15 protein-coding genes are annotated in these 21,968 nt (G+C 73.2%); 10 read left to right on the plus strand and 5 right to left on the minus strand.

All coding sequences use genetic code 11. From position 1 onward, the window contains the following. The first annotated feature begins 25 nt into the window (after positions 1-25). Both CKY47_RS19970 and CKY47_RS19975 read left to right on the plus strand, forming a co-directional pair. Positions 26-2,632 (plus strand): CHAT domain-containing protein, encoded by a 2,607-nt coding sequence (locus CKY47_RS19970; protein WP_371320701.1) that lies wholly within the window; start codon positions 26-28, stop codon positions 2,630-2,632. Positions 2,633-2,773: 141 nt separating this feature from the next. Then, a complete protein-coding gene (locus CKY47_RS19975) occupies positions 2,774-5,245 on the plus strand; it encodes a M14 family zinc carboxypeptidase (protein ID WP_306747408.1) in 2,472 nt (823 codons plus the stop codon). Between the two features lie 283 nt (positions 5,246-5,528). Here CKY47_RS19975 and CKY47_RS19980 read toward each other — a convergent pair whose 3' ends face one another. Continuing rightward, positions 5,529-6,692, minus strand: coding sequence for a PQQ-dependent sugar dehydrogenase (locus CKY47_RS19980; protein WP_371320710.1), 1,164 nt, complete (start codon positions 6,690-6,692; stop codon positions 5,529-5,531). A gap of 28 nt (positions 6,693-6,720) precedes the next feature. Continuing rightward, positions 6,721-7,590 (minus strand): alpha/beta fold hydrolase, encoded by an 870-nt coding sequence (locus CKY47_RS19985; RefSeq protein WP_306747410.1) that lies wholly within the window; start codon positions 7,588-7,590, stop codon positions 6,721-6,723. Positions 7,591-7,620: 30 nt separating this feature from the next. Here CKY47_RS19985 and CKY47_RS19990 point away from each other — a divergent pair, with 30 nt between their 5' ends. Together CKY47_RS19990 and CKY47_RS19995 are read left to right on the plus strand one after the other, a co-directional pair. Beyond that, a complete protein-coding gene (locus CKY47_RS19990) occupies positions 7,621-8,535 on the plus strand; it encodes a 2-hydroxyacid dehydrogenase (protein WP_306747411.1) in 915 nt (304 codons plus the stop codon). Positions 8,536-8,607: 72 nt separating this feature from the next. Beyond that, positions 8,608-9,336, plus strand: coding sequence for a DoxX family protein (locus tag CKY47_RS19995; RefSeq protein ID WP_306747412.1), 729 nt, complete (start codon positions 8,608-8,610; stop codon positions 9,334-9,336). A 60-nt stretch (positions 9,337-9,396) separates the two neighbouring features. Here CKY47_RS19995 and ilvD read toward each other — a convergent pair whose 3' ends face one another. From ilvD to CKY47_RS20010, 3 genes are all read right to left on the minus strand, one after another. Then, on the minus strand, positions 9,397-11,241 hold the full coding sequence (ilvD, locus tag CKY47_RS20000; RefSeq protein ID WP_306747413.1) for a dihydroxy-acid dehydratase: 1,845 nt from the start codon (positions 11,239-11,241) through the stop codon (positions 9,397-9,399). Between the two features lie 95 nt (positions 11,242-11,336). Next, positions 11,337-11,780 carry a vitamin K epoxide reductase family protein gene (locus CKY47_RS20005; protein WP_306747414.1) on the minus strand — a complete coding sequence of 148 codons (444 nt, stop codon included), beginning with the start codon at positions 11,778-11,780 and terminating at the stop codon, positions 11,337-11,339. Then, a complete protein-coding gene (locus CKY47_RS20010; RefSeq protein ID WP_306747415.1) occupies positions 11,777-12,334 on the minus strand; it encodes a PH domain-containing protein in 558 nt (185 codons plus the stop codon). Before CKY47_RS20010 ends, CKY47_RS20005 begins: the two co-directional genes overlap by 4 nt. Before the next feature lie 286 nt (positions 12,335-12,620). Between CKY47_RS20010 and CKY47_RS20015 the strand changes: the two genes are divergently transcribed. The 6 genes from CKY47_RS20015 to CKY47_RS20040 all read left to right on the plus strand — a co-directional run bounded on the left by CKY47_RS20015 (position 12,621) and on the right by CKY47_RS20040 (position 21,910). Beyond that, on the plus strand, positions 12,621-14,459 hold the full coding sequence (locus tag CKY47_RS20015; protein ID WP_306747416.1) for an acetolactate synthase large subunit: 1,839 nt from the start codon (positions 12,621-12,623) through the stop codon (positions 14,457-14,459). Beyond that, positions 14,459-14,965: an acetolactate synthase small subunit gene (ilvN, locus tag CKY47_RS20020; protein ID WP_306747417.1), complete on the plus strand. Its 507-nt coding sequence runs from the start codon at positions 14,459-14,461 to the stop codon at positions 14,963-14,965. Before CKY47_RS20015 ends, ilvN begins: the two co-directional genes overlap by 1 nt. 34 nt (positions 14,966-14,999) lie before the next feature. After that, positions 15,000-16,013, plus strand: coding sequence for a ketol-acid reductoisomerase (gene ilvC, locus CKY47_RS20025; protein WP_306747418.1), 1,014 nt, complete (start codon positions 15,000-15,002; stop codon positions 16,011-16,013). 69 nt (positions 16,014-16,082) lie between these two features. Continuing rightward, on the plus strand, positions 16,083-16,352 hold the full coding sequence (locus CKY47_RS20030) for a DUF397 domain-containing protein (protein WP_306747419.1): 270 nt from the start codon (positions 16,083-16,085) through the stop codon (positions 16,350-16,352). Between the two features lie 350 nt (positions 16,353-16,702). After that, positions 16,703-18,292 (plus strand): phosphoglycerate dehydrogenase, encoded by a 1,590-nt coding sequence (serA, locus tag CKY47_RS20035; RefSeq protein ID WP_306747420.1) that lies wholly within the window; start codon positions 16,703-16,705, stop codon positions 18,290-18,292. 285 nt (positions 18,293-18,577) lie between these two features. Then, positions 18,578-21,910, plus strand: coding sequence for a S8 family peptidase (locus CKY47_RS20040; protein WP_306747421.1), 3,333 nt, complete (start codon positions 18,578-18,580; stop codon positions 21,908-21,910). The last annotated feature ends 58 nt before the right edge of the window (positions 21,911-21,968 follow it).

A 21,968-nucleotide genomic window follows, 5' to 3' on the forward strand; every position in this document is an offset into this window, starting at 1 on the left:
TCCCCGGTTGTGATCTCATATGACCGTGCCTGCGCCGAAGTCCGCCCGGGCAGTCGCCCTCGCCCGGCAGCTGCGCGACAGCGCGCTGGACGCCGCGACCGCGGACCGGCACCCGGTCGCCATCCGGCAGATGCGCCGCGGCCTGGAACTGCTCGAAACCCCCGGCATCGACCCGCAGGAGCGCCACGAGGTCCGCATCCGGCTGCTCAGCCTCCTCGCCTTCTGCCTCGGTGAGACCGGCAACGTCGAGGACGGCCTGCTCCAGTTCGCCGCCGTCGACCGAGAGCTGGGGGAACTGCGCGACGACGGCCTGCGCACCCGGCTCGCCACCACCGCGAACCTCAACCGCTCCGCCCTGCTGTGCCGCGTCGGCCGCATCGACGAGGGCATCGCCAGCCTCGACGTCGTCGTCGACCTGCTCGACGCCGTGATCCAGCGGGCCACGTCCCCCGACCTCGACGCGGTCAACCTCCTCGCGCTCGCCCTGTCCAACCGGGGCAACGCCCACGGCGAGGTGCACCGCCACGACAAGGCCGTCCGCGACCTCGACCGCGTCGTCGCCCTCGCCGAGGCCCACGACCTGCCGCTGCGCGCCGCCATCGCCAAGCACGCCCTCGGCAACGCCGTGCAGCGCGCCGGCGACATCCCCGTCGCCCTGCGGCACTACCACGAGGCCAACCGGGCGTTCCAGGAGCTCGAACCCGGCCTGCTGCTGCGCCTGCGCATCGACCAGGCCGAGGCCATGATCAGCGTCGGCCTCGCCGACGAGGCCGGCCGGCTGCTCGACGAGGTCCTGCCGGACCTGCGCCGCCAGCGCATCGGCCAGGACGTCGCCGAAGCCGAGCTGCTCCGCGCCGCCGCCGCCCTCCAGGACGGTGACGCGGCGCTCGCCAAGCGCACGGCGGGCGCCGCCCAGCGCAAGCTCGCCCGCCGCGGCAGCCCCGCGTGGGCCGCCGTCGCCGGCCTCATCGCCCTGCGCGTGGACGCCGCGCGCGCCCTCGCCGGACGCCCCTCCGCCACCGTCGTCGCCCGCGCCGAAGCGCTGTCCGCCGAACTCGCCCGCCTCAAGCTCGGCGACCAGGCCGCGTTCGCGCTCGTCCTCGCCGCCCGCCTGGAGATCCGCCGCGGCGACCCCGACCGCGCCGACGCCCTGCTGCGCAGCGTCCCCAAGTCCCGCCGCATCGCGCCCATCGACCACCGCATGCTGCTGCGGCTCGCCCGGGCCGAACTCGCCCTCGCCCGCGGCAACCAGCGCGTCGCCCTCGCCCAGGCCAAGGCCGGCCTCGCCGAGCTGGGCCGCATGCGCGACGGCCTCGGCGGCCTCGAACTCGTCTCCGGCACCGCCGTGCACGGCCGCGAGCTGGGCGAGCTCGCCGTGCGGCTGGTGCTGCGCGGCCGCGACTCGGCCGCCAACGCCAAGCGCCTCTTCACCTGGCTCGAGCGCACCCGCGCCCAGCTCTACCGCTACGACCCCGCCGAGTCCACAGTGGACTCCGAACTGGGCGAGCGGATCACCGAGGTGCGCCGGCTCAGCCGCGTCCTGCTCCGCGCCCGCCTCGACGGCCTGCCCACCGCCGAACTGGAGTCGCGCCTCAAGGCGAGCCAGCGCGCCGCCTCCCGCCTGGGCTGGAGCGCCGCCAGCCCGTGGGGCACACCCCGCCCGGTCGGCACCCCGGACGAGGTCCTCGCCCGCCTCGACGGCCGCGCCCTGGTCAGCTTCGCCGTCGTCGACGACGACCTCATCGCCGTCGTCCTCGCCGACGACCGCGTCCGCATGGTGCACCTCGGCTCGGCCACCGCCGCCACCGAAGGCGCCCGCCGCCTCCACGCCGACCTCAACGCCCTCGCCCCCGACCACCTCGCACCGCCCCTGGTCGACGTCATCGCCGCCTCCGCGCGCCGCGAGGCCGACAAGCTCGACCGGCTCCTGCTGCGCCCCCTCGCGCCCATGATCGGCGACCGCGAACTCGTCGTCGTGCCCACCGGAGCCCTCTACGTCGTGCCCTGGGGCGTCCTCCCGACCTGCGCGAACCGGCCCACCACCGCCGTGCCGTCCGCCACCGCCTGGCTGTCCGCCACCCGCGCCGAGCGCGAACCGGCCGGCGGCGTCCTCCTCGTCCGCGGCCCCGGCCTGGAAGCCGCCGAGGGGGAGATCGACCGCCTCGCCGGCTACCACCGGGACGCCACGTGCCTCGGCGTCCCCGAAGCCCGCGTCGCCGCCGTCCTCGACGCCCTCGACGGCGTCGAACTCGCCCACATCGCCGCCCACGGCGAGCACGAACCCGAGAACGCCCTGTTCTCCCGGCTCGAACTCGTCGACGGCGCCGTGTTCGCCCACGAGGTCGGTCGCCTCCGCCGCCCGCCCCACCGGGTCGTGCTCGCCGCCTGCGAGCTCGCCCTCAACCGCGTCCGCCCCGGTGACGAGCCCCTCGGGTTCGCCGGGGCGCTCCTCGCCGGCGGCGCGCGCACCGTCATCGCCGCGTCCAGCCGCGTGGGCGACGAGCCCTCCGCCGCCGCGATGGCCGACTTCCACCGCCACCTCGCCGGCGGCGCCCGACCCGCCGTGGCCCTGGCCGACGCCGTCGCCGCCGACCCCCTGCGCAGGCCGTTCGTCTGCCTCGGCTCCGGCTGACCCCTCCCCGCGGGGGCCGGCCGGACCCGCCACGCCGCCGGCCGACCCTCCCGATGACCGGTTGACCCGGAGCCGACCCACCCGCTAGTCAGGATGGACGTGAACCCCCCCGCGGGTTCCCCGGTGATCGGAGGGTGACCGGTGCGCTCCATCCTGCTCGCCGCACTGCTGCTGACCACGCTGACCACACCCGCGACCGCCGACCCGGCCACCGGACGCGGCCACGAACCCGGCAACGGCCCCGAGCGCAACCAGGTCGCCGCCACCGACGCGCCGCTCGCCACCGCCACCGCGCGCGGCGACAACTGGCCCGACGCCAACCCCGGCTACCCGCGCCGAACCCAGCTCCGCGCCTACCCCGAGGACCCCACCGACAAGGCCGTCAAGCTCGGCCTCGCCCCGTACCACTCCCTCGCGCCCCGCCTCAACGACCTCCAGCGCCGCAGCGACCGCGTGTCCGTCGAGGTCGTCGGCCGCTCCACCGCGGGCCGTGACCTGTACCTCGTCACCCTCACCGCGCCCGAGGCGCCCGCCGAGACCCGCCGCCAGGACGCGTGGCGGGAGAAGATCGAGAACGACCCCGTGGCCGCGCGCCGCGACATCCTCCTGCGCGCCGCCTACAAGGCGCCGGTCTGGGTCAACGCCAACATCCACGGCGACGAGTGGGAGGGCACCGACGGCGCCCTGCGCGTCATCGAGGACCTCGCGCTCACCCCCTCCTCGGCGCCGTTCCTGCGCCGCCACCGCGTCTACTTCACCCTCAGCGCCAACCCCGACGGGCGCGTCGCCGGCACCCGCGCCAACGGCGCGGGGTTCGACCTCAACCGCGACTTCGCCACCAACTCGCAGCCCGAGTCCCGGGCCCTGCGCGACGTCGTCAAGCGCATCCAGCCGCTGCTCGTGCTCGACGAGCACGGGTACGTGACCAACACCCTCGTCGAGCCCACCACCCCGCCGCACGGCCAGAACTACGACTTCGACCTCTACATCCGGCACGGGTACGCGGGCGGGCTGCGCATGGAGAAGGCCGTGCGGGCACTCGGCCACCCCGAGGCCGCCAAGCCCGAGATCCCGTTCCGCGACTACGAACCCGGCGTGTGGGACGGGTGGGCACCCATCTACACCGCCCAGTACTCGATGTACCACGGCGCCGTGTCCTACACGGTCGAGGTCCCCATGCGGGTCAACCGCGGCGAGTACCGGACGCTGCCCGAGCCCGAGCTGCGCCGCCGCTCCGCGATCAACACCGACGTCGTCGAGGCCACGGTCCGCAGCGCGCTCGGCTACGTGCGCGACAACCGCACGTCCATGCTCGACAACCAGATCGAGCTGTTCCGCCGGGGCCTGTTCGGCGAACCCCAGCGGCCCGCGCCCGACGGCATCGTCCCCGGCTTCGGCCCCGAGGACCGCTACACCACCACGTTCCCCCGCGCCTACGTCATCCCGGTCGGCGCCGGCCAGCGCTCCGGCGCCGCCGCCGCGCGCCTGGTGGACCACCTGGTGGCGCACGACGTCCGGGTGGTGCGGGCGGAGCGCCCGTTCACCCTGGCCGGCCGCGACCACCCCGCGGGGTCGTACGTCGTCGACATGCACCAGCCGAAGCGGGCGCTGGCCAACGCGCTGCTGGAGGCCGGGCGCGACATCTCCGACCGGGTGGACGTCATGTACGACATCAGCGGCTGGAGCCACGGCCTGCTGTGGGGCGCCACCGTCGAGGCGGTGGTCTCCGGCGGCCTGGACGTGCGGGGCCGCCCCGTGGCCGCCGCCTCGCCGACGGGATCGGTCGAGGCGCCCCCCGGGAGCGACCTGGCCCTGACCCCGCGCGACGGCAAGGACGCCGCGGCCGTCAACGACCTGCTGGCGAGGGGCGTGGAACTGCGCCGAGCCGACGACGGCACCATCGTCGTCCCCGCGTCGGCCCGTGCCGCCGTCACCGACGCCTCCGACCGCCACGGTGCCCGCTTCACCGCTGCCACGGCCGCTCCCACCCGTCCGCTGCCCCGCCCGGTGGTCGCGGGTGCCGTGGCGGCGGACGAGTTGAAGGCGTTGCGGGACATGGGGTTCGAGGTCAGGCCCGTGTCGACGGCCACCCTGAACGCCGGTGCCGACCTGGCGGGCGTGAACGTCCTGCTGGTCTCGTCGGGCCTGCGCTACGACCAACTGGTCCCCGCGGCCCGGGCCGCCGTGGACGCGTTCCTGGCCGGAGGGGGCGTGGTGACCCGGGGCGCGACCGGTGCCCGCTTCGCCACCGACACGGCCCTGCTGCCGGTGAGGCCGGTGGCCGGCCGCGAGGACGCGAACGGCGTGGTGTCGGTGGTCGACGGCGCGGGCGTCGAACACCACTCGTTCGTGTACGCCCCTCACTGGTTCACCGACCTGGCGGGAGAAGTCCGGGCGCTGCAACGCTACGGGGGCTTGGTCGCGGGGCACTGGGGGAGCCGCCCGGACGGCACCGGCGGCCAGTCGGAGGCGGCCGGTCAGGCGGCCGTGGTGGCGGGCAGGTCGCCGCGCGGCGGCGAGGCGGTGCTGTTCGGTACGGAGCCCCTCTTCAGGGACCACCCGAAGGGGTTGTACTGGCAGGTGGCGGACGCGATCTACCGGACGGCGCACTAGGTCCCGGAGCGCGGGTGGGCGGGGACACGACGTCCTCGGCCACCCCGGCGGACCGCTCGGCCGAAGCGCCCGCGGCGGACTCCTCCAGCTGCGCCCGCGACACCCGCCGCCCGGCGGCCCCTCGACGGGGCGTCCGCGGGTCGGCACCGCGTGGTGCCGACCAGGGGACGCCGCCGCCGAGGGGCGATAACGGGAAGTCCCGAAGACCGGGGGACGACCCGGACGGGCCGAGGGCCGGGCAGGGGAGCGGGGAAGCGTGCGGGGAGCCGGGAAGGAGGGCCGCTCAGTCCTTGCTGCCGCCCGCCGCGTCCGGGCGGAGGATGATCACGACCCGGTCGTCGCTCGACACGGGGGTCCCGCCGGCCGCCTTGTTCACCGTCCCCGCCAGGGCGGTCCGGTCGTCCAGCGCCACCAACGGCCCCAGGCGGCCGAAGCCGTCCTCGCCCCCCAGCATCGGCTCCGGCTTCCCGGTGAAGCTCCCGTCCGGGTTCATCGGCAGCGACAGGGTGCCCGGCGTCGCGGACGTCGCGACCCACACCATGTCCGACATCGACGCGCACCCGGCGACGCCCGGCCGCTCCGGCCACGACCACGCCGCGTCGCCCAGGGCCTTGCCCGCCTCGACCCGGTACAGCAGGTCCGCCGACGCGCCCGCGTCGGTCACCCACGTCTTCGACCCGTCGCCGGACACGCACAGCCCGCCCGGCGACCGCAGCCCGGAGGCCAGCACCCGCGACCCGGCGGTGGGGTTGCCCGGCGCGGGCCGGCCGGAGCCGTCGATCCGCAGCACCTTCCCCGCCAGCGACGCCGGGTCGGCCGCCGACGCCGGGTCGCCCGCGTCCCCGGTGGCCACGAGCAGCGCGCCGGTGCGGTCGTGCGCCAGCACGCCCCGGTTGCCCGAGGGCCCCTTGGGGATGCCGGTGAGCACGGGCTTGAGCACGTCGCCGGGTGCGATCCGCATCACCCGGTTGTCGGTGGCGGTCGTCACGTACACGTAGACGAGCTGGTCCTCGGGATAGGTGGGCGACAGGGTCAGCCCGGTCAGCCCGCCGTCGGCGGCGGCGTCCACGTCGAAGCGGGCCAGCTCGACCGGGTCCACGTCCTTCGCCACGCGCACGAGCCGCCCGGTGGACCGCTCGGTGGCCAGCGCCGTCACCGCGCCCGTGGACGGGTTCACGTCGGTCAGCGCGACCCCGGACACCGGGTCCAGGCAGGTGCCGACGACGGCCGGGTTGAAGTCCTTGCAGCCCTGCGGCGGCGGCACGGGGGTCTGCGACTGGCCCGGTTCCTGCCCCTGCGGGGCCTTGGGCAGCTCACCGGGCAGCTCGGGCACCGGCCCGGCCTGCGGCGTCAACTGCTGCGCCGCGCTCCACCCCGCCGGTCCCGGCTGCTCGGGGAAGCTCGCGCAGCCCGCGACCAGCAGGCCCAGGGCTGACCCGATCACCACTCCACGCAGTCGCGACACACCACCCAGGTTAAGCGCGCGGCCGTGAACGCGGGGTGAGCGGCCCGTCGACGTCGTCGCCGAGCACCCGCTCCACCGCCGCCACCCGGTCGAGCAGCAGCTCCAGCTCCTCGACGACCACGCGCGGGTCCTCCAGCGGCAGGAAGTGGGTGTTGGGCAGCACCCGCACCCTGGCCTGCGGCAGCGCGGCGACCGGGTCGACCACGCCCGACGTGCAGGCCAGCACGTCGTACCGCGCGGCGAGCACGGTGGTGGGGCACGTCACGCCGGCCAGGTCGAGCGGGGGCGTGCGGCCCAGCGCCAGCGCCAGCGTGAAGTACCACCGCCAGTCGTGCCGCAGGAACCGCCGCAGCGTCGCGACCAGCGGGAGCGGCAGGTTCGGCACGGGCAGCCGGTGCAGCACGCCGTCCAGCAGCGGCCCGGCGGCCCGCAACGCCGTGGCGCCCGCCACGCCCAGCAGCCGCCGCACCTCCGGCGGCACGCCGGGCACGGCGAGGACGCCCGCGAAGGAGTCCCCCGGCGAGCCGGCGACGAGCATCAGCCCGCTGACCCGCGACGGGTGCCGCAGCGCCAGTTCGGCGGCCACGGTCACCCCCATCGACCAGCCCATCACGACGCACCGCTCGACCCCGGCGTCGTCGAGGACGGCCAGCGCGTCGGCCACGTGGTCGGCCACCTCGATGCGGGTGGGGTCGGCGGGCCGGTCGGACCCGGGGGTGCCCCGGTGGTACCAGCTGTGCACGCGGGCGGTCGGCAGCTCCGGCCAGCCGTCGGGCACGGCGCCGAGACCGGGGGACAGGAGCACGTCCGGGCCGTCGCCGTCCGTGCGCCACAGCCTGATCCGCGTGCCGTCCGCGCTGCGGACGTCGTGCTCCAGCATGGCGGCCAGTGTGCCGTAACGTGCGGGGGCGTGAGTGTCACCGTGCTGGTTCCCGACGAAACCGGTGTCCGCGCCCTGTCCCGGGTGGAGGGTGTGCGGCCCGTCCGCTACGAGCCCGGGCAGCCGTTGCCCGCCGAGGCCGCCGAGGCCGAGGTGATCGTGCCGCGCTTCCTCCAGACCACCGACCCGGGCGAGGTGTTCGCGCAGCTGCCCGCGCTGAAGTACGTGCAGCTGCTGTCGGCGGGCGCGGAGCGGTTCGTCGGCGCGGTGCCGGACGGCGTGCTGCTGTCGACGTGCCGGGGCGCGCACGGCGGCAGCACGGCGGAGTGGGCGATCGGCGCGCTGCTCTCGATCTACCGCGACTTCCCGGCGTTCGAGCGGGCCCGGCAGGAGGGCCGCTGGGACTTCCACGCGACGGACACGTTGCAGGACAAGAAGGTGCTCGTGGTCGGCGCGGGCGACCTGGGCGAGCAGTTCCGGCGGCGGCTGGAGCCGTTCGACGCGACCGCCACGATGGTCGGCCGCACGGCCCGGCCCGGCGTGCACGGCGTGGACGAGCTGCCGGAGCTGCTGGGCGGCTTCGACGCGGTGCTGGTCGTGGTGCCGCTGACCGGGCGGACCGCGGGGCTGGTGGACGCCGCGTTCCTGGCCCGGATGAAGGACGGCGCGGTCCTGGTGAACGCGGCGCGCGGCGCGGTGGTCGACACCGACGCGCTGCTCGCGGAGCTGCGCTCGGGCCGGTTGCGGGCGGCGCTGGACGTCACCGAGCCCGAGCCGCTGCCCGAGGGGCATCCACTGTGGACGGCGCCGGGCCTGTTCATCACCCCCCACGTGGCGGGCAGCTGCACGGGTCACACCGAGCGCGCGTACGCCGTGGTGGCCGCCGAGGTGGCCCGGTACGCCCGCGGAGAGCGGCCGGTCAACGTGGTGACAGGCGATTATTAACCCGTTCGGGTGAACCTGCGCCGCGAAACGGACGCTCGCGGTCGTCGTCCGAACCTCCTAACGTGCGGGTGCGTGGCTACTCACGACGACCGCTCGAAGGCTTCGGGCGGCTACTCCGACGACGGGTTCTACTCGACGAGCAGCGCGGGCGGCGGCGGAGTCCACCACTTCGACGACGGCACCACCGCCTTCGGCGCGCAGGCGTACGACAAGGACACCCAGAGCTTCGACTCCACCGGGTACACGCCGGTCACCACGCTCGACGAGCCCGCCTCCCACTACGACGACGAGGACGACGAGCGCAGGCCGTTCGGGTGGAGCGCCGGCCCCGACATCGGCCTGCTGGTGCTGCGACTGGCCCTGGGCGGCGCGTTCGTGGTGCACGGGTCGCAGAAGGTGTTCGGCCTGTTCGGCGGACCGGGCGTCGACGGCTTCGCGAACTACCTCCAGTCGGTGGGCTTCCGCGAGCCGCGCATCCTGGCGTGGGTGACGGGCGTCACCGAGCTGGCGGGCGGCGGTCTGCTCGTCCTCGGCCTGTTCACGCCGCTGGCGGCGGCCGGCGTGCTGGGCGTGATGGCGAACGTGATCGCGCTCAAGTACCGGGGCGGGTTCTTCGCGCCCAACGGCGTGGAGCTGGAGGTCGCGTACGCGGCGATGGCGTTCGGCCTGCTGTTCGCCGGGCCGGGCCGGGCGGCCCTGGACTACGACCGCGGCTGGTTCCGCCACGCGCTGCTCGCCGGGTTCATCTGCCTGGTGCTGGCGGCGGGCGCGACGGCCGCGACCCTCTACGTGTTCCGCTGACGAACCTCCCGACGTGCGAAAACCGGCCGCCCCGAGGGGACGGCCGGTCCCCGGGAAGACCTACCTGGTGACGTCCCGCACCGCGCCGGTGGACGCGTCCGTCGCCATCCGCGCGTAGGCGCGCAGCGCCGAGGTCACCGGGCGCACCCGGTCCACCGGCTGCCACGGCCGCTCGGACGCCTCCATCTTCGCCCGCCGCTCGGCCAGCACCTCGTCGTCGACCAGCAGCTCCAGCCGGCGCTCGTGCACGTCGATCAGGATGCGGTCGCCGTCCTGGACCAGGCCGATCACGCCACCGCCCGCCGCCTCCGGCGAGACGTGGCCGATCGACAGGCCCGACGTGCCGCCGGAGAACCGGCCGTCGGTGATCAGCGCGCACTTCCGACCCAGCCCCGCGCCCTTGAGGAACGCGGTCGGGTGCAGCATCTCCTGCATGCCCGGCCCGCCCGCGGGGCCCTCGTAGCGGACCACCAGCACGTCGCCGGCCCGGATCTCCTTCTTCAGGATCACCGAGACGGCCTCCTCCTGGGACTCGACGACGCGCGCCGGGCCCTCGAAGCGCCACAGCTCCTCGTCGATGCCCGCCGCCTTGACCACCGCGCCGCGCTCGGCCAGGTTGCCGTGCAGCACGGCCAGGCCGCCGTCCTTGGTGTAGGCGTGCTCGACGTCGCGGATGCAGCCGCCGGCGGCGTCCGTGTCGAGCTTCGACCAGCGGTTCGTCGTGGAGAACGCCTGCGTGGTGCGCACCCCGCCGGGCGCCGCGTGGAACAGCTCGACCGCCTTCCCGGACGGCGACTCTGCGCGGACGTCCCACGCCCCGAGCCAGGACGCGAGGTCCGGGCTGTGCACGGTGCGCACGTCCTCGTTGAGCAGCCCGGCCCGCCACAGCTCGCCCAGCAGGGCGGGGATGCCACCGGCCCGGTGGACGTCCTCCATGTGGTAGTCCGAGTTCGGCGACACCTTCGACAGGCACGGCACGCGGCGGCTGAGCGCGTCGATGTCGGCCAGCGTGAAGTCGACCTCGCCCTCCTGCGCGGCGGCGAGGACGTGCAGCACGGTGTTCGTCGAGCCGCCCATCGCCATGTCCAGCGCCATGGCGTTCTCGAACGCCTTGCGGTTCGCGATCGACCGCGGCAGCACCGACTCGTCGTCCTGCTCGTAGTACTGCTTGCACAGCTCCACGACCACGCGGCCGGCCTCGGCGAACAGCTCGCGGCGCGCGGCGTGCGTGGCCAGCGTCGACCCGTTGCCGGGCAGCGACAGGCCCAGCGCCTCGGTGAGGCAGTTCATCGAGTTCGCGGTGAACATGCCCGAGCAGGAGCCGCACGTCGGGCACGCCGACCGCTCGACCTCGGCCAACCCGGCCTCGTCCACGTCCGGCGACGCCGACGCGGAGATCGCGGTGATCAGGTCGGTGGGCGCGACGGCCACGCCGTCCACCACGACCGCCTTGCCCGCCTCCATCGGCCCGCCCGAGACGAACACCACGGGGATGTTGAGCCGCATCGCGGCGTTCAGCATGCCCGGGGTGATCTTGTCGCAGTTCGAGATGCACACGATCGCGTCGGCCTGGTGCGCGTTGACCATGTACTCGACCGAGTCGGCGATGATCTCGCGCGAGGGCAGCGAGTAGAGCATGCCGCTGTGGCCCATCGCGATGCCGTCGTCCACGGCGATGGTGTGGAACTCGCGCGCCACGCCGCCCGCCTCGCGGATCGCCTCGGCCACGATGTCGCCGAGGTCGCGGAGGTGCACGTGACCGGGCACGAACTGCGTGTAGGAGTTGGCGATCGCCACGATGGGCTTGCCGAAGTCCGAGTCGGTCATGCCGGTCGCCCGCCACAGCGAGCGGGCGCCCGCGGCGTTGCGGCCGTGGGTCGTGGTGCGGGAACGGAGCGGTGGCACGGCTCCTCCATGTCTGCGGTTCAGGTGCTGGTCGCGGGGCGCGCGAAAGGCGCCGACGGCGCGTGGGGTGGGCGCCGGGGTGGTGGGAGCGGTGCCTAGAGGCTACTCCGCCGCAGCGCCCCCGCGACCAGCACGCCCGCCAGCGCGAGCGTGATGACGTGCACGGCGGTGCACCACAGGCAGATCTTGCCGATCAGCAGGAACTCGGCGGCCACCAGGTAGACGACGAACAGCACGCCCACCGCGACCGACGCCAACCGCGCCCAGTGCAGCGCCTCCACGCGCCACGCGAACGGCAGGGTGGCGACGGTCAGGAAGGCGAAGAACGCCAGGCCCAGCACCGCGACCGGGATGCCGAGCAGCTCGGACTGCTCACTGGTGGTGACCGTGCCGCAGTCGATCACCTCGCCCTCGGCGCACAGCAGCGCGCCGGCGGTGTAGTGGGCGGTGGTCAGGTAGGTCGAGACGGCCAGGCCCGCGAGCGACAGCACGAGGCTGACGACCCGTACCCAACGGAGGGTCCGCGTGTTCGAACTCACTCCCCGGACTGTACGGAGGGCGGCGTTGCACCCCGGTCAGGCGTGACCGGGGTCTCCGCGGAACCACCCGAAGCGGCGTCGCCCGCGGTGCTCGCCGGTGCGGTCGCCGCCGTGCCGGCCGCGGTCGTGCCCGCCGGTGTCGTGGTGGTGGGCTCCGGCGTCGACGGCGCCTCGTCCGGGTCCGGAGCCGGGGTCGGGGTCGGCAGGCGACCGCCGCTCACCAGGGCCAGCGCGGGCACGTGACCCGCCCGGACGGCGGGCAGCCGGACCAGCGAACCGTCCGCGAGCACGACGCTCAGCCATCCGCGCTCGACCACCTTCAGGGCCGTGACCCCGGACCACGGCACGACCCGCTTGCCGAACGTGCTCCGCGCCACGATCCGCTCACCGTCCACCGTGGTCCGGTTGCGCACGACCCACACCGCGAACGCCGCCGGCAGCAGGTAGATCGCCTGGAGACCGGGCGCCGCCCAGGCGAACGGCGTCGCGCAGATGGTGGCGAGCCCGGCGGCGAGCAGGGCGGGGGTGGGGATGCGGAACACGACCTTCGACACGTCCCGCATGGTCCCACCGGTCGTCCGGGCGGGTGACCCCGGCCCGGGTCCGGGCACGTGGAGGTGTCCACGATCCGGGAGTGCCGTCCCGCAGAGTTGACGCTTCCCGCACTTGACGGTTAACGTCACCTCCATGCAGCGCAACCTCGTTCTCGTACTTCCCAGGCGCGTCGACGCCTAGGCAACCGAGCTTGCGTCGACGCGCGACCCTCGTGCGACCCGTCCGGGTTGGCGAGGGTTTTTTCGTGCCCGGACCGTGCATTCTCCTTACCCACGAGGCAGACAGATGACCAGCGCAACCTCGCGACCGGCTCCCGGTGAGCCGCCGTCGCCCCGCCCTGGACCGCGGCCGAAACCGGCCCCGCCGAGCGGAGCCCCCATCCGCGTGACCGGTGCCCAGTCCCTCGTCCGCTCCCTCGAAGCGGTGGGCTGCGAGGTGGTCTTCGGCATTCCCGGCGGCACCATCCTGCCTGCCTACGACCCGCTCCTCGACTCCACCAAGGTGCGCCACATCCTGGTCCGCCACGAGCAGGGCGCGGGCCACGCCGCCACCGGGTACGCCCAGGCCACGGGCCGGGTCGGGGTGTGCATGGCCACCTCCGGCCCCGGCGCCACGAACCTGGTCACGCCGCTGGCGGACGCCAACATGGACTCCGTCCCGGTGGTCGCCATCACGGGCCAGCAGTCCCGCCCGCTGATCGGGACCGACGCGTTCCAGGAAGCGGACATCTGCGGCATCACGATGCCGATCACCAAGCACAACTTCCTCGTCACCGACGCCGCGGACATCCCGCGCGCCGTGGCCGAGGCGTTCCACCTGGCCTCCACCGGCCGACCCGGCCCCGTCCTGGTGGACATCCCCAAGGACGTGCTCCAGGAGATGACCTCGTTCTCCTGGCCGCCGGAGCTGCGCCTGCCCGGTTACCGGCCGACGACCCGGCCGCACGGCAAGCAGGTGCGCGAGGCCGCGAAGCTGATCGCCGCGGCCCGCCGCCCCGTCCTGTACGCCGGCGGCGGCGTCATCAAGGCCGAGGCGTCGGCGGAGCTGCTGGAGCTGGCCGAGTCCACCGGCATCCCGGTGGTCACCACGCTGATGGCGCGCGGCGCGTTCCCCGACTCGCACCCCCAGCACCTGGGCATGCCGGGCATGCACGGCACGGTCGCCGCCGTCGCCGCGATGCAGAAGGCGGACCTGCTGGTCGCCCTGGGCGCGCGGTTCGACGACCGGGTCACCGGCCAGCTGTCCACGTTCGCCCCGGACGCGCAGGTCGTGCACGCCGACATCGACCCGGCCGAGATCTCCAAGAACCGCCGCGCGGACGTCCCGATCGTCGGCGACTGCAAGGAGATCATCGCCGAGCTGATCGACGCGGTCCGCGCCGAGAAGGAGAACGCCGCCCGCGAGGTCGACCTGGCCCCCTGGTGGGCCACGCTCGACGAGGTCCGCGGCACGTTCCCGCTGGGGTACGACTGGCCCGAGGACGGCACGCTGTCCCCGCAGTACGTCATCGAGCGGATCGGCGCCCTCACCCCGGCGGACACCGTGTTCACGGCGGGCGTCGGCCAGCACCAGATGTGGGCCGCGCAGTTCGTGAAGTACGAGTCGCCGCGCACCTGGATCAACTCCGGCGGCCTCGGCACGATGGGCTACGCCGTCCCGGCCGCGATGGGCGCGAAGGCCGGCGTGCCGGACGTCCAGGTGTGGGCGATCGACGGCGACGGCTGCTTCCAGATGACCAACCAGGAACTCGCCACCTGTGCCATCGAGGGCATCCCGATCAAGGTCGCCGTCATCAACAACGGCAACCTGGGCATGGTCCGCCAGTGGCAGACCCTGTTCTACGGCGAGCGCTACTCCAGCACCGACCTGGGCACCCACAAGCACCGCATCCCCGACTTCAAGCTGCTGGCCGAGGCGATGGGCTGCGCGGGCCTGCGCGCCGAGTCCCGCGAGGAGGTCGACGCGGTCATCGAGAAGGCCATGGAGATCAACGACCGCCCCGTCGTCATCGACTTCGTGGTCGGCAAGGACGCCCAGGTGTGGCCGATGGTCGCGGCGGGCACCGGCAACAGCGAGATCATGGCCGCGCGGGGCATCCGCCCCCTGTTCGACGAGGACGAGTGATGACCCGGCACACCCTCAGCGTCCTGGTCGAGGACAAGCCCGGCGTCCTCGCCCGGGTGGCGGGCCTGTTCTCGCGGCGCGGCTTCAACATCGAGTCGCTCGCCGTCGGGCGCACCGAGCACCCCGACATCTCCCGGATGACCATCGTCGTCTCGGTGGACGAGCTGCCGCTGGAGCAGGTGACCAAGCAGCTCAACAAGCTCGTCAACGTCATCAAGATCGTCGAGCTGGAGCCCGCCGCCGCCGTGCAGCGGCAGCTCCTGCTCGTCAAGGTGCGCGCCGACGCCACGGTGCGCAGCCAGGTCCTCGAGACGGTGCAGCTCTTCCGCGCGAAGGTCGTCGACGTCTCCCCGGAGGCGGTCACCGTCGAGGCCACCGGCACGTCTGAGAAGCTCGACGCGCTGCTGCGGATGCTGGAGCCCTACGGGCTCCGCGAGATCGTCCAGTCCGGCATGGTCGCCATCGGCCGTGGCGCCCGCTCCATCACCGCCACCGCGGTGCGCTGAACCCCACCCCGTTGTTCGAAAGGGAGTACCACACGTGAGCGTCGAGATCTTCTACGACGACGATGCCGACCTGAGCGTCATCCAGGGGCGCAAGGTCGCGGTCATCGGCTACGGCAGCCAGGGCCACGCCCACGCGCTGAGCCTGCGCGACTCCGGCGTCGACGTGCGGATCGGCCTCCGCGAGGGCTCGAAGTCCGCGGCCAAGGCGGAGGAGGAGGGCCTGCGGGTCCTCACCAACGCCGAGGCGGCGGCCGAGGCCGACGTGATCATGATCCTGGCGCCGGACACCGCGCAGCGGCACATCTACGCGCAGGACATCGCGCCGAACCTCGAGGACGGCGACGCGCTGTTCTTCGGCCACGGCTTCAACATCCGCTACGGCCTGATCGAGGCGCCGTCCAACGTGGACGTGGCCATGGTCGCGCCCAAGGGCCCGGGCCACCTGGTCCGCCGCCAGTTCGTCGACGGCAAGGGCGTGCCGGCGCTCATCGCGATCGAGCAGGACGCGACGGGCAACGCGCAGGCGCTCGCCCTGGCCTACGCCAAGGGCATCGGCGGCACGCGCGCGGGCGTCATCAAGACGACGTTCAAGGAAGAGACCGAGACCGACCTGTTCGGCGAGCAGGCCGTGCTCTGCGGTGGCGCGTCCGCGCTGGTTCAGGCCGGTTTCGAGGTGCTGACCGAGGCCGGTTACGCGCCCGAGGTCGCCTACTTCGAGTGCCTCCACGAGCTGAAGCTGATCGTGGACCTCATGTACGAGGGCGGCATCGCGCGCATGCGCTACTCGATCTCCGACACGGCCGAGTTCGGCGACCTCACCCGCGGCCCGCGCGTGATCACGCCGGCCGTCAAGGAGGAGATGCGCAAGATCCTGGGCGAGATCCAGGACGGCACCTTCGCCACCGAGTGGGTGAACGAGGACGACGCCGGCCGCGGCAACTACAAGAAGTTGCAGCAGGAGGGCGAACAGCACCCGATCGAGGAGGTCGGCAAGAAGCTGCGCGGCCTCATGTCGTGGGTGGACCGCCCGATCACCGAAACGGCCTAGTACCTGCTGTTTCGCCCCCGGAGCCCGCGGTGTTCACGCACGCCGCGGGCTCCGGTATATCTAGGTCCCATGACCGACAGCGCGCCGATATACGACGACAAGGCCCACGTCCGGGGCAGCCTCGACCTCACCGCCGCCGAGTGGATCCGCAGCGACGAGGGTGCGGAGGACGAGGAGGAGCACGTCGAGATCGCGTTCGTCGAGCACACCGACGGCATCACGTACACGGCCATGCGCAACTCCGCCCACCCCGAGGGCCCCGTGCTGGTCTTCACCCCCGCCGAGTGGGAGGCGTTCATCCTGGGCGTCAAGGACGGCGAGTTCGACGAACCCTGGTGACCCGCGAGTCGTCACTTCGGCCCCCGCGAGTCGTCGGTTCAGCCCGGGCGAGTCGTAAGCCGGGGCACTTGCGGTTGCGCACCGCTTGCGGACTCGGGTGGTCATGAACGTACGACACGCCCGGGCCGGGATTACGACACGCGCGGGCCGGACGTACGACTCGCGGGGAGTGGGACGTGCGTACCGGGTCCCAGCAGGTGAAACGCGGCACCCGGGTGTGAATCCGTGAAGGCGTCCCGACTAAGCTCGTTAACAACCCGGACACATTGCCGTGGCCGGCCGGCGCGGGTGACTACCTGCACGACGGCCCCGCGCTCCCCACACGACCAGAAGCACTGGGAGCGACGTCCGTGACCAAGCCCGTTGTCCTCATCGCCGAGAAGCTCGCACCGTCCGTTCTCGACGTCTTCGGCGAAGACATCGAGGTGCGCCACGTCGACGGCACCGACCGCCCCGCCCTGCTGGCGGCCGTGGCCGACGCCGACGCCCTCCTGGTCCGCTCCGCGACCAAGGTGGACGCCGAGGTCCTCAAGGCCACCACGAAGCTGAAGGTCGTCGCCCGCGCGGGCGTGGGCCTGGACAACGTCGAGGTGCCCGCCGCCACCGAGCGCGGCGTCATGGTGGTGAACGCGCCGACCTCGAACATCGTCAGCGCCGCCGAGCACGCCGTCGCGCTGCTGCTCGCCACCGCCCGCCAGATCCCGGCCGCGCACGCCACGCTCCAGGACCACGAGTGGAAGCGCAGCAGGTTCAACGGCGTCGAGGTCAACGGCAAGACCGTCGGCGTCGTCGGCCTGGGCAAGATCGGCCAGCTGTTCGCGGCCCGCATCGCCGCCTTCGGCACCACGCTGATCGCCTACGACCCGTACGTGAGCGCCGCCCGCGCCGCGCAGCTCGGCATCGAACTGGTGTCGCTGGAGGAGCTGCTGGAGCGCTCCGACTTCATCTCGATCCACCTGCCGAAGACCCCGGAGACCAAGGGCCTCATCGGCGCCGAGCAGCTGGCCAAGGCCAAGCGCGGCGTGATCATCGTCAACGCCGCGCGCGGCGGCCTGATCGACGAGGAGGCGCTGGCCGAGGCGGTGCGCGAGGGCCAGGTCGGCGGCGCGGGCGTGGACGTGTTCTCCAGCGAGCCCACCACCGACAACCCGCTGTTCGGCGTCCCGAACGTCGTCGTCACCCCGCACCTGGGCGCGTCCACGTCCGAGGCGCAGGACCGGGCGGGCACGGACGTGGCCAAGTCGGTGCTGCTGGCGCTGGCGGGCGACTTCGTGCCGGACGCGGTGAACGTGCAGGGCGGCGGCGTGGTCGGCGAGGAGGTCCGCCCGTACCTGCCGCTGGTGCAGAAGCTGGGCACGGTCGTCGCCGCGCTGAGCGCGAAGGCCCCCACCTCGGTCACCGTCGAGGTGCGCGGCGAGCTGTCCAACGAGGACGTCGCGGTGCTGCCGCTGGCCGCGCTGCGCGGCGTGTTCTCCAGCGTGGTCGAGGAGCAGGTCACCTTCGTCAACGCCCCGGCGCTGGCGAACTCGCTCGGGGTGGACGTGGACCTGGTGAAGGAGCCGGAGAGCGCCGCCCACCGCAGCCTGGTGACGGTGCGCGCGGTGCAGGCGGACGGCGCGGTCATCACCGCGTCGGGCACGCTGTCGGGCCTGGACCAGGTGCAGAAGCTGGTCGGCATCAACGGCCGCGGCTTCGACCTGCGCGCCGAGGGCAACGTGCTGCTGCTGGAGTACCCGGACCGGCCGGGCGTGATGGGCACCGTCGGCACCCTGCTCGGCGAGGCGGGCGTGAACGTCGAGGCCGCGCAGATCAGCCAGACCACGGACGGCCAGGACGCGTTCATGCTGCTGCGCGTCGACCGCCCGGTGGACGCCGGTGTGCTGGCCCCCATCGGCGCGGCCGTCGGCGCCCGCACCGCGCGCTCGGTCAACTTCGACTGACCGAAGTGACGCGGAGTGTCCGTAGCTGAATCGGACTAGTGCCGCCGAGACCTGTGGGTGTATATCGTCGCAGGTCTCGGCGGTGTCACATTTAACCGTTAGTCGCTAAAACTGTTGGTGTTCTCACTCGTTCGGACTAATTGGCCAGCTCTTTAGAGCGGTTAGGTTGCTGCCCAACGAGGTTGACCCGGTGCCGTAGAGGGCACGGCACCACGCGGGCAGCTGTCCCCCGAGTCGTCGCGACGCTGCCCGCCCGGTCGAATCCGACCTCGGTTGGGGCACGTAGTGAGCCGATCTCGCGTTGTCGCCAGATCAGCCGTACCGCTGTTCGCCGCGATCCTCCTCGTGGCGTCCACGGCGGGCACGGCACTGGCCGCGGAAGATCCGCCGGCGCCGTCCGTCGCCACCGCGCGCGGGCTGGACGCGGGCACGTTGCAGCTGAAGGTCTCCAAGCGGCTCTCCGCCGCCCGGGGCAAGGTCACCGCGTTCGTCGAGCTGGAGGCCAAGCCTGCCGTCGACACCTACGCGGAGAAGACCGGCCAGGGCGCGAGCAAGCAGCAGGCCAAGGACGCCGCCAAGGCGACCAGGAACGACACCGGCAAGGTCGTCGACCGGGTGGTCACCGACCTGAAGGGCAAGGACTCCGCCACCAAGGAGCTGTACCGGACCGCCAACGGCGTGCCGGGCGTGGTGGTCACCGCCGACGCCGCCAAGGTGCGCGAGCTGGCGCAGCGCCCGGACGTGAAGTCCGTGCGCACGGTGGTGCCGAAGTCCCGCCAGAACTCCACCGCCGTGCAGCTGACCAACACGCTCAAGGCGTGGCAGCAGTACGGCAAGCTCGGGGACGACACCCGCATCGGCATCATCGACACGGGCATCGACTACACCCACGCAGACTTCGGCGGTCCGGGCACCGTCGAGGCGTTCCAGGCGATCGACGAGACGAAGGTCGACCCGTCGTACTTCCCGACCGCCAAGGTCGTCGGCGGCTACGACTTCGTGGGCAACGCCTACGACGGCGAGAGCGACGACCCGGCGGTCAACACCCCGAAGCCGGACCCGAACCCGCTCGACTGCAACAGCCACGGCTCGCACGTGGCGGGCACCGCGGCGGGCTTCGGCGTCAACGCCGACGGGTCCACCTTCACCGGTGACTACACCAAGCTCACCCCCGAGGCGCTCGACGCCATGCGCATCGGCCCCGGCACCGCGCCGAAGGCCCTGCTGTACGCGCTCAAGGTGTTCGGCTGCGAGGGGTCGACCAACGTCACCGCGCAGGCGCTGGACTGGTCGCTCGACCCCGACGGCGACGGCGACTTCTCCGACCACCTCGACGTGGTCAACCTGTCGCTGGGCTCCGACTACGGCGCCCCGGACGACCCCGACAGCCTGTTCGTGCGCAAGCTCAACGCCTCCGGCGTGCTGACCGTGTTCTCCGCGGGCAACGGCGGCGACCTGTACGACATCGGCGGCTCGCCGGGCAGCACCCCCGAGGCGTTGACCGTGGCCAGCACCCGCGACTCCTACGTGCTGCGCGACGCGGTCGAGGTGACCGCCCCCGACGCCGTCAAGGGGCCGAAGCCGGGCCAGTACAGCCAGAGCTACAACTACGAGGGCAAGAGCGTCACGGGTGTCGCCGTGCCGCTGGGCGACGCCGGCAACAAGGACGGCTGCCTCCCGCTGTCGGCCGCCGACAAGGCCGCCGTCGCGGGCAGGATCGCGTGGCTGGAGTGGGACGACAACGACGCGACGCGTCGCTGCGGCTCGGCCGGTCGCACGAACAACGTGACCGCCGCGGGCGCCATCGGCGCGGTGTTCACCTCGCAGCTGGAGAACTTCAACGCGGGCATCGCGGGCAACGCGGCCATCCCGGTCATCCAGATCACCGGCTCGGCCACCGCGGCGCTGCGCCCGGTCCTGGCCACCGGTGCGCTGACCCTGCGCCTCGCGGGCGACCTGCGCACCTCGCTGCCGACGTACGACCAGTCGATCACCGACACGCCCAGCTCGTTCACCTCGCGCGGCGTGCGCGGCCCGGTCGTGAAGCCGGACGTGGCGGCCCCCGGTGACACCATCGCCTCGGCGCTGGTGGGCTCGGGCGACAAGACCCTCGTCATCTCGGGCACCTCGATGGCGGCCCCGCACACCACCGGCATCGCCGCGCTGGTGCGCCAGGTCCACCCGGACTGGACGCCCGAGGAGGTCAAGGCCGCGGTCATGAACAGCGCCTCGGCCGACGTGAAGAGCCAGGACGGCAAGACCTACGCCCCGAACCGCGTCGGCTCCGGCCGCATCGACGGCAAGGCCGCGGTCGAGAACCAGGTGCTGGCCTACGTGCAGGACGACCCGGGCGCGGTGTCCGCGTCGTTCGGCGTGGTCGAGGTCTCGAAGCCGGTGTCGCTGACCAAGACGATCAAGGTGGTCAACAAGTCGACCAAGTGGGTCGACTACACCGTCGGCTACGAGGCCCTGACGCAGATCCCGGGCGTGCGCTACGAGCTGTCGGCGGACACCGTCCGGCTGTCGCCGCGCGGCATCGCCCGGGTGAAGGTCACCCTGAAGATCGACGACCCGAAGGCGCTGCGCAAGACGGTCGACCCGACCGTGGAGGCACTGCAGCTGGACGTGCCGCGCCAGTTCCTGGCGGACGCGTCGGGCCGGGTCGTGTTCGCGCCGAAGTCGGGCACCGCGGTCCCGCTGCGCGTGCCGGTGTACTCGGCGCCGAAGCCGGTCGCCGACATCGACGTGCCGAAGAGCGTCAAGGCGAACAACGGCGGCCAGGCCGTGCTCAACCTGACCGGCAAGGGGCTCGACCAGGGCGCGTACAAGTCCCTGGTGAGCGTCCTGGAGCTCCAGGCGTCCTCGCCGAAGCTGCCCGAGTGCCGCCGCAACGTCACCGCCAACTGCACCCTGAACGACACGGCCAAGGGCGGTGACCTGCGCTACGTCGGTGCCGCGTCCACCGCGCCGCTGGCCAGGGCGCAGGGTGCGCCGGAGGAGGCGCTGCTCGCGTTCGGCGTCGCGACCTGGGGCAACTGGTACAACCTGGGCAGCAACACCGTGCCGTTCGTCGACATCGACACCAACGGCGACGGCGTGTTCGACTACGAGGTGTACGCGACCAAGCTGACCGACACCGACCTGCTGGTCGCGGCCACGGTCGACCTCGCCACCGGCGTCACGGTCGACCTCCAGGGCGTGAACGGCCAGTTCGGCGACGTCGACACGAACGTGTTCGACACGAACGTGGTGGTCCTGCCGGTGCTGCTGTCGGCGATCGGCATCGACGCCTCGGCGGACACCTCGCGGATCAGGTACCAGGCCGGCACCGCGGGCTTCTACCTCGCCCCGGGCAGCACGAACGGCCTGATCGACTCGATCCCCGGCCAGTTGTCGTTCGACCCGCTCAAGCCGGGCCTGTGGGTGCAGGGCGGCGGTGACGCCGCGCTGTCCTACTCGGCCCGCCCGGGCACCGCGCTCGTGGTCAACCGCGACGCCGCGTCGCTCGCGACCGACGGCGCGGACAGCCTGCTGGTCCTGCACCACCACAACGCCACCGGTGACCGGGCGTCCGTGGTGAAGGTGAAGGGCAAGACGAACAACCGCTCGGCGGACTGATCGCCGTACGACGCTCTGGCCGGTCGGGGGTTCCCCCGGCCGGCCAGAGTCGTTTAAG

The sequence above is a fragment of the Saccharothrix longispora genome, from assembly GCF_030852425.1.
GTDB lineage: Bacteria > Actinomycetota > Actinomycetes > Mycobacteriales > Pseudonocardiaceae > Actinosynnema > Actinosynnema longispora.